Raw genomic sequence first — 13,708 nt, 5'->3', positions numbered from 1 at the left:
GCTCCGCTGCACTCGCTGATTCGAACGCCTCTCGTTCAACGTACCGACCCGCCGTCAGGCGGATGAGGGTCCCGCGGCGCGCGGCATCTGCAAGCCGTCGGTGCGCTCTCGGATCGGGATCGCTCGGAGCCGCGCCGAACACCGTGATGTGAGCCATGGCCCAACCGTCACGGCTCCGCGCGGCCTGCACGACGGCCTCCCCCTCCTTGTGAGCAGCCAGCGTTCCCCCACCCCCTGTGGAGGAACAGCAAAACACCGGTGTTCGCGTTCTGCACCGCGTTGTGCGGGTGTTCAGAGCGCGAACACCGGTGTTTTGCGGAAGCCCACCCCGCCCTAGGACACCAAGGGGCGCACGGCGTCGGCGATGGCGTCGACCAGGCGCTGGGCCTCGGCGGGGGTGTCCGCGACGGTGTCGATGTAGACCTTCACCTTGGGCTCGGTCCCGCTCGGGCGGACGATCACCCGTGCGTCGCCGGCCAGGTCGTAGCGCAGGATGTCCGACGGCGGGAAGCCCTGCACCCCGTCCGAGTAGTCCGTCACCGTGTGCACGTCGAGGCCACCGAGGGACGCAGGCGGCGTGGACCGGAGCGACGCCATGACCTCGCCGATGCGCGACAGGTCGTCGACCCGGGTCGCGACCTGCCCCGAGGCGAACGCCCCGAACTCGGCGGCGAAGGCGTCGAGCTGCCCGGCGATCGACGATCCGGCCGCGGCGAGGTCCGACGCCAACGACAGCAGCTCCAGCGCCGCCGAGATGCCGTCCTTGTCGCGCACGACCGACGGGTCGACCAGGTAGCCCAGGGCTTCCTCGTAGCCGAACAGCAGCCCGGGCACCCGCGACACCCACTTGAAGCCGGTCAGGGTGTCGCGGTACTCCAGCCCGTGGCGCGCAGCCACCCGGGCCAGGGCCGGCGACGAGACGATCGACGCAGCGAGGGTGCCGGTCGCGCCGGACTCGGACGCCCGTGCAGCGGCACGCCACCCGAGCAGCCAGCCGACCTCGTTGCCCGACAGCCGGCGGTAGGACGGCGCACCGGCGTCCGCGGCCGTCGGGATCGCGAGTGCGAGCCGGTCGGCGTCGGGGTCGTTCGCGATCACCAGGTCGGCGCCGACGGCGAGACCACGGGCGATCGCCAGGTCCATCGCGCCGGGCTCTTCCGGGTTCGGGAAGGAGACCGTCGGGAATGCACCGTCCGGCTCGATCTGCTCCGGCACCACGGTCGGTGACGCGAACCCGGCGGCGACGAACACCGCGCGAGCGGTCTCCCACCCGACGCCGTGCATGGCCGTGTAGACGACCTTCGGCTGCTCGTCGACCGGGAGCGTCGGAGCGGGCACGATCGCGGCCGTGGCGGCCACGTAGGCATCGACCAGGGCCGACGTCGCCACGGTGTAGTCGGTGCCGCGCGGCAGGTCGGTGACGGACCCTGCGGCGACGGCGTCGATGGCGGCCGCGATCTCGCCGTCGACGGGCGGCACGATCTGCGAACCGTCGTCGTCCTGTCCGAGGTAGACCTTGTACCCGTTGTCCCGCGGCGGGTTGTGGCTCGCCGTCACCATGACGCCGGCACCGACGTCGAGGTGCCGGACGGCGAACGCGAGCACCGGCGTCGGCAGGGCCGAGGGCAGCAGGGTGACCTCGAGTCCGAGACCCCGCATGACCTCGGCGGAGTCGCGCGCGAAGACGTCCGAGTTCACCCGGCCGTCGTAGCCGATGACGACACTCGGCGAACGCCCGGTCTCGATCAGGAACCGTGCGAGCCCCGCCGCCGCCTGGGTCACGACGACACGGTTCATCCGCAGCGGGCCCCAGCCGAGCTCGGCGCGGAGTCCGGCGGTGCCGAACTGCAGTCGCCCGTCGAACCGCTCGGCGAGCGCCCGGACCGCAGGACCGTCACCGTCGGCGGCCTCGTCGATCGCCGCGGCCAGCTCGTCGCGGGTCTCCGGGTCGGGGTCCTGCGCCAGCCACGCCCGCGCGGTGCCGAGCACCCGGTCGAGGTCGAGCTTCACGACGCCGGCTGCCCGAGTGCGGTGACGACGCGTGCGAGCAGGTCCGCGATCACCGGCTCCGCCTGCCTGCCCGCCTCGAGCACCTCGGTGTGCGACAGCGGCGTCTTCTGGATGCCGGCGGCGAGGTTCGTGATGAGCGAGAACCCGAGGACCTCCATGCCGGCCTGGCGGGCAGCGATGGCCTCGAGCGCGGTCGACATGCCGACGATGTGCCCGCCGATGGCCTTCGCCATCTGGACCTCGGCCGGGGTCTCGTAGTGCGGGCCGCGGAACTGCGTGTACACGCCCTCGTCGAGCGACGGATCGACCGTCCGGGCCACCTCACGCAGACGCGCCGAGTACAGGTCGGTCAGGTCGATGAACGTCGCGCCCTCGAGTGGGCTGTCGGCGGTCAGGTTGATGTGGTCGCTGATGAGCACCGGGGTGCCGGGTGTCCAGTGCTCCTTGATGCCACCGGCACCGTTGGTCAGCACCATGATCGAGGCACCCGTCGCCGCGGCGGTGCGGACGCTGTGCACGACCCGGCGGACGCCGTGACCCTCGTAGTAGTGCGTGCGGGCGCCGATGACGAGCGCGTGGCGGCCGTCGGCGAGGCGGATCGACCGGATCGTGCCGGAGTGTCCGGGGACGGCCGAGGCGCTGAAGCCGGGGACCTGGTCGGCCGGGATCTCGGACACGGTCTCACCGATGATGTCGGCGGCCTTGCCCCAACCCGAACCGAGGGTCAGTGCGATGTCGTGCCGCTCGATGCCGGACTGTTCGGCGATGACGGCGGCGGCGTCCCGCGCGACCTCGAACGGGTCGGCAGCGGGGTCGTTCAGCGGGTTCTCGGTGCTCATGCCCCAACTCTAAAGGGCGCACTACGCGCTCAGTGCTCGCCGAGCGCCCGGTCGACCGCCGCCGTGATCTCGCCCTGGTCGAAGTGGTTCTTGATCACGATCACCTCGGCGTAGGTGTCCCCGATCGCCTCGACGAACTCCTGACTCGTCAGGATCACGTTGGCGTCGTCGGAGACGTCCCGCACCGATGCGACGTCCGCAGCGACGACGGACGCCGACAGCCCGAGGGTGTCGAGCGCCTTCTCGGCGTTCACCTTGAGGATGCCGCTCGACCCGATGCCGGCACCGCAGATGGTCACGATCTTCACGCGGAGACCCCCATGATCGCGCGGACCTCGTCCGCCGTGGTCGCCGCCGCGATCCGCCCGGTGACGGTGGCGTCGTTGAACAGGTTCGCGATCTCGCCGATCGACTCCAGGTGGGTGCCGACCTCGGCCACCGCGAGCCCGAGCACGACACGGACGGGGTCGTTGTGCGGGTGGCCGAACGCCACCGGCGATGCGAGCGTCACGACCGCGAGTCCGTCCCGCACCACGGCGCCACCGGGCCGGGCATGCGCGAACGCGAGCCCCGGCGAGATGACGATGTACGGCCCGTGTTCCTCGACCATGCCGATCATGGCGTCGGTGTACTCGTCGGTGGTGGCGCCCGACGCGACGAGCGCACCGCCGACCAGGCGCATCGCGTCACGCCATGCGGGCGCGTCCGCACCGAGGAGGACAGCGGTGTCCGGCAGCGGTGGCAGTCCCATGCGTCAGGCCTCCTGGTACCCGGCCGTGATGGTGGCGATGATCTCCTCGCGGTCCTCGAGCGGCAGGAACGAGCCGAGCGCGGCGTTGATCTGGAACGCCGCCAGGTCGTCGAGGTCGTAGCCGAAGGTGCCGGCGAGCAGTGCGAGCTCCTTCGACAGCGAGGTGCCGCTCATCAGGCGGTTGTCGGTGTTCACCGTGACGCGGAAGCCGAGCTGGTAGAGCACGTCGAACGGGTGGTCGGCGAGGTCGTCGCCCCACGCGGCGATCGCTCCGGTCTGCAGGTTGGACGACGGCGAGACCTCGAGCGGGATCTCGCGGTCACGGACCCACGAGGCGACCTCGCCCAGGGAGGCCAGCGTCGAGCCGTCCCCGGCGTCGGACAGGGCGACGTCCTCGAAGATGCGGACGCCGTGTCCGAGGCGGAGCGCCCGGCCGTCGACGAGCGCGGAGCGGATCGAGGCGAGTCCGTCGGCTTCGCCCGCGTGGACGGTGACCGGGAACAGCTCGGAAGCCAGGTGGTCGAAGGCTGCGCGGTGGTTCGAGGCGGGGAACCCGGCCTCGGCACCGGCGATGTCGAAGCCGACGACTCCGGCGTCGCGGTGCCGGACGGCGAGTTCAGCGATCTCGAGCGACCGGTCGGCGTGCCGCATCGCGGTGACGAGCTGGCCGACACGGATGCGCCCACCGGCGGCGTCGACGGCTTCCTCGATGCCGGCCTGCACCGCCTCGACCGTCTGGTCGAGCGTCAGCCCGCCCTGCAGGTGCTGCTCCGGCGCCCAGCGGACCTCGCCGTAGACGACGCCGTCGGCGACCAGGTCCTCGACGAACTCGCGGGCGACGCGGGTGAGCTGCGGTGCGGTCTGCATGACGGACGTGGTCACGTCGAACGTCTTCAGGTACTCGACGAGCGAGCCGGAGTTCGACTGGTCGGCGAACCACTGCCCGAGCTCTTCCGGGTCGGTGGTGGGGAGCGTGACACCCGCGGATGCTGCGAGCTCGATGATGGTCGCGGGACGCAGGCCGCCGTCGAGGTGGTCGTGCAGCGAGACCTTCGGCAGGTCGTTGATGACCGCCCCGGCGTCGGGCAGGCGGTAGGTCGGGGCGTCGGCGCTCATTCCCCCAGGCTATCGGTGGTCACCGCCGCCGCGCAGGCACCTGTGCACAACCCACAACGGAAGACACTGGAGGCTCCCCACAGCTGTGCAGGGAGCCTCCGGTCGGCCGGGTGGCCGGGTTCAGGACCCGATGCGCTCGCGCACGATCGGACCACGTGCTGCGGCGGGAGAGTCCGCCGAGCCGATCGCCCACGCCCCCTCGAGCGACTCCAGCGCGCGCGGGATCCGCGACGCGTCATCGGAGTGCAGCGTCCACAGCGGCTGCCCCTCGGTCACGGTGTCCCCCGGCTTGACGTGCAGCTCGATGCCCGCACCGGCCTGCACCGGGTCCTGCGCACGGGCACGACCGGCTCCGAGCCGCCAGGCCGAGACGCCGAACGGCAGCGCGTCCTGCTGCGTGAGGACCCCGGACGTCGGCGCGGTCACGACGTGCTGTTCCCGGGCGACGGGCAGCGCCGCGGACGGGTCCCCGCCCTGCGCCTCGATCATCCGACGCCACGTGTCCATGGCCCGGCCGTCGGCGAGTGCCGCAGCGGGGTCGGCGTCGGGCAGTCCGGCGAGCGTCAGCATCTCGCTCGCGAGTGCCACGGTCAGCTCGACGACGTCGGCCGGTCCGCCACCGGCGAGCACCTCGACCGACTCCCGCACCTCGAGCGCGTTGCCGATCGTCAGTCCGAGCGGGACCTCCATGTCGGTCAGCAGCGCCGAGGTCGCCACCCCGGCGTCGTTGCCGAGGTCGACCATGGTCTGCGCGAGCTCCTTCGACGCCTCGTACGTCGGCATGAACGCGCCGGACCCGAACTTGACGTCGAGCACGAGCGCACCGGTGCCCTCGGCGATCTTCTTCGACATGATGCTCGACGCGATGAGCGGGATGCACTCGACGGTGCCGGTGATGTCGCGGAGCGCGTAGAGCTTCTTGTCCGCGGGGGCCAGCCCGGACCCGGCGGCGCAGATGACCGCGCCGACGTCCTGCAGCACCTGCATCATGCGGTCGTTCGAGATCGACGCCTGCCACCCGGGGATCGACTCGAGCTTGTCGAGCGTGCCGCCCGTGTGCCCGAGTCCGCGGCCCGACAGCTGCGGCACGGCGACGCCGAACGACGCCACCAGGGGTGCCAGCGGCAGGGTGATCTTGTCGCCGACCCCGCCGGTGGAGTGCTTGTCGACCGTCGTCTTGCCGAGCGACGAGAACGACATCCGCTCCCCCGACGCGATCATCGCGAGCGTGAGGTCCTTGATCTCGCGCCGCTCCATGCCGTTCAGGAAGATCGCCATCGCCATCGCGGCCATCTGCGGGTCCTCGACGTAGCCGCGGGTGTACGCGTCGACGAGCCAGTCCACCTCGGCGGTGCTCAGCGCGCCGCCGGAGCGCTTCGTACGGATGAGGTCGACGGTGTCGAACGGCTCGACTGCCATGTCAGTGCTCCTGCTGGTAGGTGGCGAGGGTGCGCGGCCCGAAGGCGTCCGGCAGGACCTCGTCGATGGTGCGGATGCCGGAGAGCGTCTCGAGGAGCATGCCCTCGGTGGAGTGCTCGAACAGCAGCTGGCGGCAGCGCCCGCACGGCATCAAGGTCGCCCCGTCGCCGTCGACGCACGTGAACGCGACGAGCTTGCCGCCGCCGGTCATGTGCAGCTGCGACACGAGCGAGCACTCGGCGCAGAGCGTCACCCCGTAGCTCGCGTTCTCGATGTTGCAGCCGGAGACGATCCGGCCGTCGTCGGTGAGCGCCGCGGCGCCCACCGGGAACGACGAGTACGGCGCGTAGGCGCGCCGCATCGCGGCCGTGGCGGCGTCCCGCAGGGCGCCCCAGTCCACGTCGTCGGCCGGGAGGCCCGTGGCCGCGTCCGTCAGGTCGGTGGCGGTGACCCCCTGGTCACCCGCAGCGTGCGTGTCGGTCATGTGTCGTGCCTCCAGGCCGGTGGGTGGTTCGCAAAACACCGGTGTTCGTCGATCGAACACCCGCGAACCGCGGTGCGGAGCACGAACACCGGTGTCTTGCGGAAGGGAACTAACTCTTGATGTAGGGCTTGCCGGACGCGGCGGGCCCGCGCGACTGCCCGACCAGGCCTGCCACGGCGAAGATCGTCACCACGTACGGCAGCATCAGCAGGAACTCGCTCGGCACGGGTGAGTCGATCGCTCCGAGCGTGTTCTGCAGGTTCGACGCGAAGCCGAACAGCAGCGCCGCGAGCGTCGCCTTGATCGGGTCCCACCGGCCGAAGATGACGGCGGCCAGGGCGATGTAGCCGGCGCCCGCGGTCATGTCCTTCGTGAACGGCCCGACCGCGTCGAGCGTGAAGTACGCCCCGCCGAGACCGGCGATCGCACCGGCGAGGGAGACGTTCCAGAACCGGGTGCTCGTGACGTTGATGCCCACCGTGTCGGCGGCCTGCGGGTGCTCGCCGACGGCGCGGAGCCGCAGCCCCCAGCGGGTCTTGAACAGCCCGAAGGTGACCACCGCGACGGCGATGTAGGCGAGGTAGACCACGACGGTCTGCTCGAAGAACACCGGTCCGATGACCGGGATCTGGTGCAGCAGCGGGATCTCGACCTTCGGGAACCGGATGCCGATGTTGAGCGTCTCCTCGTTCGGGGAGAGCACCTGCGAGTACAGGAAGCCGGTCAGGCCGGAGATGAACGCGTTGATGACGACACCGACGATGACCTGGTCGACCAGGTACTTGATGCTGAACGCCGCGAGGACGAACGACACGAGCATGCCGGCGACGAGCGCGGCGACGAGGCCGACCCAGGGCGACCCGGTGATCGACGCGACCATCGCGGAGCTGAACGCACCGGCGAGGAACTGGCCCTCGATCGCGATGTTCACGACGCCGACCCGTTCGGAGATGACGCCGCCCAGGGCACCGAACACGAGCGGCACGCTCAGGCTCAGCGCGCCGAGCAGCAGGCCGGGGATCGGCAGGGACGAACCGGCGGCGGCCCAGGTCAGGAACCCGACGACGAACACCACCGCGAAGACCGACGTGACCCACAGCGCGACCCGGCGCAGCGCACGCGTCTCGATGAACGCGTAGACCGTCAGGATCGCGAGCAGGACGATGACGACGATGCCCGTCCCGAGCGCGGGCAACGGGACGTTCGGCAGCGCGAAGAAGTCACCGGCGTTCGCCAGGCGGAACGTGGTGGTGCCGGAACGCGGCAGCAGGCCGAACAGCACGATCGCGATGAGCGTGAACACGCCGTACCCGATCGGGAGCTTCCAGCTCCTGGTGGTCTCGAGCGGGCGGTCCGCGAGCGGCGACGCGGGGGCCGCGGTGGGGCTGAGGGTGCTCATGCGGCGACCGCCTTCTTGCTGGTCTTGTTCGTCTTCGTGCGCTTGCGGGCACCCGGCTGCGGGATCCGGAAGATCGCGCGGACGAGCGGCGGCGCCGCGATGAAGAGGACGATGAGGGCCTGGATGACCCCGACGATGTCGATCGGGATGCCGTTGGCGGCCTGCATGGCGTAGCCACCGTTCTTCAGCACGCCGAACAGGATGGCCGCCCAGAACACGCCCCACGGCTTGGAACGGCCGAGCAGGGCCACCGTGATGGCGTCGAAGCCGATGCCGGCGTCGATGCCCGAGGTGAAGCCCGACGTGACGGCGCCCTGCACCTGGTAGGCGCCGGCGATGCCCACCAGGGCACCGGAGATCAGCATCACCCAGATGGTCAGCGACGGGACGCTCATGCCGGCCACGCGGGCGGCACGGGGGTTCTCACCGATGGTACGGAACCGGAAGCCGAGGGACGACTTGTTGACGAGCCACCAGACCACGACGACCGCGAGGATCGCGACGATGAACCCCAGGTCCACGCCGTACCGGACGCCGAAGAGCTGCGGCAGCAGGGCGCTGTCCTTCGTGGGTGGCGAGATCGGGTTGCTGCTGCCCGGGGCCTGCAGCAGGCCCGGGGTGCGGAGCAGGTAGCTGACCAGGTAGAGCGCGACGTAGTTGAGCATGATCGTGACGACCACTTCGTTCGCACCCGTCCGGGCCTTCAGCACCCCGACGATGCCACCCCACACGGCGCCGCCGACGATGCCGGCGAGGATCGTGAGCGGGATGTGGACCGCGGCGGGCCCGTCGAACGAGAACCCGACCCACCCGGCGGCCGCGGCCCCCATCAGGATCTGGCCCTGACCGCCGATGTTGAACAGTCCGGCGCGGAACGACAGCGCGATCCCCAGGCCCGCGGCGATGAGCGGCACCGAGTAGTCGACGGAGCGCGTGAGCGGCCCGATCGCCTGCTGGAACGAGTCCGCGCCGAAGTTGAACACCGAGCCCTGGAACAGCGAGGCGTACGCGCCGCCGACCGCGGTGCCGACCGCCTGGAGCATGTCCGTGGGGCGGGCGAAGAAGTACCCGGCGGTGGCACGGACGTTCTCGTCCGTCACCGCGATGAGGATGCCGCAGGCGACCAGCGCGAGGACGACGGCGAGCACCGTGACGAGCACGGAGCCGTTCAGGATCCCCTGTAGGGCGGCGTGCCAGCGGTCGCCGCCGGCGCCGTTGCGGCGCTCGGTGTCCGCTGCCGAGTCCGTCATCAGGTGCGGGGTCGACTCGACCTCCTGCAGACGGTCGTCGGTGAGCGGGGCGTCGGCGGTGTCGTTCGCCGCCGGGGCCGGCTGCTGCGTGTTGTCTGGCGGTGGGGTGGTCACGCTGCCAGCTCCGTTCCGGTCGTGGGTGTGGCGTGGATCTCGCCGGCCGAACCGGTCATGCGGCCAGCTCCGTTCCTTCAGGGATCTCCCCGGCCATCATGAGGCCGAGGACGTCGCGGGGGGTGGTCGCGGGGACGATGCCGACGATGCCGCCGCGGTACATCACGGCGATGCGGTCGGCCAGTGCGACGACCTCGTCGAGCTCGGTGGAGACGACGATGACCGGCACACCGGTGTCGCGGGTGGCGACGATGCGCTTGTGGACGAACTCGATCGAGCCGACGTCGATGCCGCGGGTGGGCTGCGCGGCGACGAACAGCCGCAGTTCGCGGCTCAGCTCGCGCGCCAGGACGATCTTCTGCTGGTTGCCGCCGGACAGCCGACCGGCAGCGGTGGTGCGACCAGGCGTCCGGATGTCGAACTCGGCGATCTTCTCGTCGGCGAACGCGTCACGTTCCGCCGACCGGATGGTGCCGGCGCGGACGAACTCGGCGTGGTCGGCGCGGTCGAGCATCAGGTTCTCGGCGATGGTGAACTCGCCGACCAGGCCGTCCTCCTTGCGGTCCTCGGGGACGAAGCCGACGCCCGCGTCGAGCACCTGCTTGACGCTCCGGCCGGTGAGTTCCTTGCCGTCCAGGGTGATGCGGCCACCGTGCGCGGGCTCGAGGCCCATGATCGCCTCGGTGAGCTCGGTCTGCCCGTTGCCCTGCACCCCGGCGATGGCCAGGACCTCGCCGCGACGCACCGTGAAGGAGACGTCGTCGACGAGCACGATGCCGGACGGGTCGGTGACGGTGAGGTGCTCGACGACCAGGGCGTCGTCGCCACCGGTCGAGGGTTCCTTGTCGACCACGAGCGAGACGGCGCGGCCGACCATCAGCGCGGCCAGCTCGTTGTTCGTGGCTGTCGGCGAAGCTTCGCCGACGACCTTGCCGAGGCGGATGACCGTGATGCGGTCGGCGACCTCGCGCACCTCACGGAGCTTGTGGGTGATGAAGACGATGGCGGTGCCGGCTTCGCGGAGCTGGCGCATGATGCCCATCAGCTCGTCGGTCTCCTGCGGGGTGAGGACGGCCGTCGGCTCGTCGAACACCAGCACGGAGGCATCGCGGGACAGCGCCTTGATGATCTCGACGCGCTGCTGCACACCGACGGGCAGGTCCTCGACCTTGGCGTCCGGGTCCACGTCGAACCCGAAACGGTCCGAGATCTCCTGCACGCGCTTGCGGGCACCGGCCAGGTCGAGACGGCCACCGAAGGTCGTCTGCTCCTGCCCGAGCATCACGTTCTCGGCGACCGTGAACACGGGCACGAGCATGAAGTGCTGGTGCACCATGCCGATGCCGGCGCGCATGGCGTCACCGGGGCCGTCGAAGTCCTGCACCACGTCGTCGAGCAGGATCTCGCCCTCGTCGGCGTCGTACAGGCCGTACAGGACGTTCATCAGGGTGGACTTGCCGGCGCCGTTCTCACCCAGGAGGCAGTGGACCTCACCCGGCTCGACGGTGAGCGAGATGTGGTCGTTGGCGACCAGGGCGCCGAACCGCTTGGTGATGCCGCGGAGTTCGAGCTTCATGTTCGGGAGTCTATTTCTGTCTCGCGCGCGCCACGCGGGCGCACGCTGTCGCGTGCACCCTGCGGAAGCACGGTCTGGCGCGCACCCTTGGGTGCACGGTCTGGGGGTGCACCCTGGGGATGCACGGTCTGGGGTGCGCCACCTGGGCGCACGAGAACGCGGGCGAGGGATGCTCCCCCGCCCGCGTTCACCGGGTCAGGACTGGGTCTTGACCTTGATCGAGCCGTCGATGATGCCGGCCTTCACGTCGTCGAGCTCGCCCTGCAGGCCCTTGTCGACCTTGGACTCGAAGTCGTGGAACGGAGCGATGCCGACGCCGTCGTTCTTCAGGGTGCCGACGTACGGCTCCTTCGAGAACTTGTCGTCAGCCGCCTGCTCGACGACGTCCTTCACGGCCGGGCGCATGCCCTTCTCGACCGAGGTGAAGGCGATGTCCTTGTAGCGGGGGTCGGCCTCGTAGAGGTCGCTGTCCGCGCCGATCAGGACGGAACCGTTGTCGGCGTCCTTGATGGCCTCGGCAGCGGACTGGTAGATCGGGCCACCGACGGGCAGGATCACGTCGGCGTCCTGGTCGAGGAGCGTCTGCGCGACCGACTTGGCCTGCGTGCCGGCCTCGAAGCCACCGGTGAAGGAACCCTTGCCGGTGTCGACGTTCCAGCCGACGACCTTGACGTCCTTGTCCTTCTGCTCGTTGTAGTACTTCACGCCGTCCGCGAAGCCGTCCATGAAGATGGTGACGGTCGGGATCTGCATGCCGCCGAAGGTGCCGACGACGCTGGTCTTCGAGTACGACGCCGCCGCGTAGCCGGCGAGGAACGCGGCCTGCGAGGTGTCGAACGTGATCGGCTTGACGTTCTTGGCGTCGATCGAGTTGTCGTCGATGATCGCGAAGTCGGTGTCGGGGTTCGCAGCGGCCTGCTTCTTCGTGGCGTCGGCCAGGTTGAAGCCGACGGTCACGACGAGGTTGCAGTTCTGGCCGATGAGCTGCTCGATGTTCGAGTCGTAGACGGTGGCGTCCTTGGACTCGGCTTCCTTGTAGGTGGCGCCGAGGTCCTTGGCGGCGTCCTTCATGCCCTCGTAGCCGAGCTGGTTGAACGACTTGTCGTCGAACCCACCGGCGTCGGAGACCATGCAGGGGCGGAAGTCGGTCTTCTTCGCCGTTTCGGTGGTGGACGGCGCCGAGGCACAGCCGGCCAGGACGGCGACGGTGCCGGCGAGCGCGAGGCCGCTGAGGACGACCTGTCGGGTACGAGATGTCACGGGTTGGTTCCTCCGGGGAGCGTGCCCGGACCACGTGCGTTCCGGGCGATCGTGGCGACAGTACACGACCGTCGGGTCGGTACAGGACCCGTTGCGGGGGTCCCGTGGATCGGTTACGGGATCGCGACCCCGCCGAAACGCGCCCGTAACGCGGGGCCGCCCGCTCACCCCCAGTTCGAGGGGTTTGTCGGTGGAGCGCTACAGGACGTCGCCCCGGCCGCTGATCTTCAGGGCATCCACGACACCCTTCACCCGCTGGGCGTTCGCGCTCGTGGTGACGAGCAGGGCGTCCGGGGTGTCCACGACGACGATGTCCTCGACGCCGATGAGTGAGATGAGTCGCTGGCTGTGCGAGATCACGATGCCGCTCGACGAGTCCGCCAGGATGCGCGCACCGTCCCCGAGCACCGCGAGGTTGTTCGGTCGCCCACCGGACTGCAGCTTGGCGAGCGAGGCGAAGTCGCCCACGTCGTCCCAGTCGAAGTCGCCGGGCACGACGGCCATGCGACCAGCAGCAGCAGCGGGCTCGGCGACTGTGTAGTCGATCGCGATCTTCTCGAGCGTGGGCCAGACCGCGTCGACGACCGCGCCGCGCGCCGAGGTGTCCCAGGCGTCCGCCAGCTCGTTGATGCCGGCCAGCAGCGTCGGGTTGTTCCGGCCGATCTCCTCGAGCAGCACGTCGGCGCGGGCGATGAACATGCCCGCGTTCCACAGGTACGTGCCCTGCTCGACGTACGAGCGGGCGGTGTCCAGGTCGGGCTTCTCGACGAACGACCGGACGGCGTGCGCGGTCGGTGCGCCCTCGATGTCCAGGGTGTCGCCGTGCGCGTGGATGTACCCGAAGCCGATCGCGGGCTCCGTCGGGGTGATGCCGATGGTCGTGACGTAGCCGGCGCGGGCGACGGCGACGGCTTCGCGGACCGAACGGCGGAAACCGCGTGCGTCGCCGATGACGTGGTCGGCCGCGAAGGAGCCGATGATGACGTCGGGCTCGCGGCGCACCAGGATCGCCGCGGCCAGGCCGATGGCCGCCGTCGAGTCCTTCGGCTCGCTCTCGAGCACCACGTTGTGGTCCTCGACGCCGGGTAGCTGCGACTCGACCGCGACGCGGTGCGCACGGCCGGTGACGACCATGATCCGCTGGTCGCCGGCGAGCGGCGCCAGGCGGTCCCAGGTCTGCCGCAGCAGCGAGGTGCCGGAACCCGTCAGGTCGTGCAGGAACTTGGGTGCGTCCGCGCGCGACAACGGCCACAGGCGCGATCCGATGCCCCCTGCGGGGATGATCGCGTAGAAGTCTTCGAGAGCGTCAGCCACGCGCTCACCGTACCGCCCCCGCCGGGCGGATCCTGGGTGGTCTCCGCACGATTCCCGCATGCGGCCTCCCGCAGGACGCCGTCCGGCGTCCGCACCGGAGGGCGTCGCGTTGTTCACCCGGCGCGCGCGTCCCGTTCACGTCGTCGGCCCCGTCGGGTCACGTCACGCCCGGAGCA

General features: G+C 70.4%; 12 protein-coding genes. All 12 read right to left on the bottom strand.

From position 1 onward, the window contains the following. Positions 1-333: 333 nt before the first annotated feature. Positions 334-2,010, bottom strand: a complete 1,677-nt coding sequence (locus QRN30_RS10980) for a phospho-sugar mutase (RefSeq protein WP_284761080.1) — start codon at positions 2,008-2,010, stop codon at positions 334-336. Further along, positions 2,007-2,849, bottom strand: a complete 843-nt coding sequence (locus tag QRN30_RS10975) for a purine-nucleoside phosphorylase (protein ID WP_284761079.1) — start codon at positions 2,847-2,849, stop codon at positions 2,007-2,009. The genes QRN30_RS10980 and QRN30_RS10975 overlap by 4 nt, the downstream gene beginning before the upstream one ends. Positions 2,850-2,878: 29 nt before the next feature. Further along, positions 2,879-3,157 carry a PTS sugar transporter subunit IIB gene (locus QRN30_RS10970; protein WP_017888750.1) on the bottom strand — a complete coding sequence of 93 codons (279 nt, stop codon included), beginning with the start codon at positions 3,155-3,157 and terminating at the stop codon, positions 2,879-2,881. Next, on the bottom strand, positions 3,154-3,600 hold the full coding sequence (locus tag QRN30_RS10965; RefSeq protein WP_140448904.1) for a PTS sugar transporter subunit IIA: 447 nt from the start codon (positions 3,598-3,600) through the stop codon (positions 3,154-3,156). The genes QRN30_RS10970 and QRN30_RS10965 overlap by 4 nt, the downstream gene beginning before the upstream one ends. 3 nt (positions 3,601-3,603) lie before the next feature. Next, a complete protein-coding gene (locus QRN30_RS10960) occupies positions 3,604-4,716 on the bottom strand; it encodes an adenosine deaminase (RefSeq protein WP_042538833.1) in 1,113 nt (370 codons plus the stop codon). A gap of 120 nt (positions 4,717-4,836) precedes the next feature. Next, positions 4,837-6,135, bottom strand: coding sequence for a thymidine phosphorylase (locus QRN30_RS10955; RefSeq protein WP_042538834.1), 1,299 nt, complete (start codon positions 6,133-6,135; stop codon positions 4,837-4,839). A 1-nt stretch (position 6,136) separates the two neighbouring features. Next, the gene (locus tag QRN30_RS10950; RefSeq protein WP_017888746.1) at positions 6,137-6,619 is read right to left on the bottom strand and encodes a cytidine deaminase; all 483 of its coding nucleotides are present in this window, start codon (positions 6,617-6,619) and stop codon (positions 6,137-6,139) included. 109 nt (positions 6,620-6,728) lie between these two features. After that, positions 6,729-8,018 carry an ABC transporter permease gene (locus tag QRN30_RS10945; RefSeq protein WP_017888745.1) on the bottom strand — a complete coding sequence of 430 codons (1,290 nt, stop codon included), beginning with the start codon at positions 8,016-8,018 and terminating at the stop codon, positions 6,729-6,731. Beyond that, the gene (locus tag QRN30_RS10940) at positions 8,015-9,382 is read right to left on the bottom strand and encodes an ABC transporter permease (RefSeq protein WP_083389422.1); all 1,368 of its coding nucleotides are present in this window, start codon (positions 9,380-9,382) and stop codon (positions 8,015-8,017) included. The genes QRN30_RS10945 and QRN30_RS10940 overlap by 4 nt, the downstream gene beginning before the upstream one ends. A 55-nt stretch (positions 9,383-9,437) precedes the next feature. Beyond that, a complete protein-coding gene (locus QRN30_RS10935) occupies positions 9,438-10,958 on the bottom strand; it encodes an ABC transporter ATP-binding protein (protein ID WP_017888743.1) in 1,521 nt (506 codons plus the stop codon). A 195-nt stretch (positions 10,959-11,153) separates the two neighbouring features. Next, on the bottom strand, positions 11,154-12,218 hold the full coding sequence (locus tag QRN30_RS10930; RefSeq protein ID WP_284761078.1) for a BMP family lipoprotein: 1,065 nt from the start codon (positions 12,216-12,218) through the stop codon (positions 11,154-11,156). A 198-nt stretch (positions 12,219-12,416) separates the two neighbouring features. Continuing rightward, positions 12,417-13,532 (bottom strand): mannose-1-phosphate guanylyltransferase, encoded by a 1,116-nt coding sequence (locus tag QRN30_RS10925; protein ID WP_284761077.1) that lies wholly within the window; start codon positions 13,530-13,532, stop codon positions 12,417-12,419. Positions 13,533-13,708: the final 176 nt, after the last annotated feature.

Origin of the sequence: Curtobacterium sp. MEB011 (genome assembly GCF_030209655.1) — a bacterium.
Taxonomy (GTDB): Bacteria; Actinomycetota; Actinomycetes; order Actinomycetales; family Microbacteriaceae; genus Curtobacterium; species Curtobacterium poinsettiae.
The sequence above is the reverse complement of the archived record's forward strand: the minus strand, read 5'-3'. Positions and strand labels throughout refer to the sequence as shown.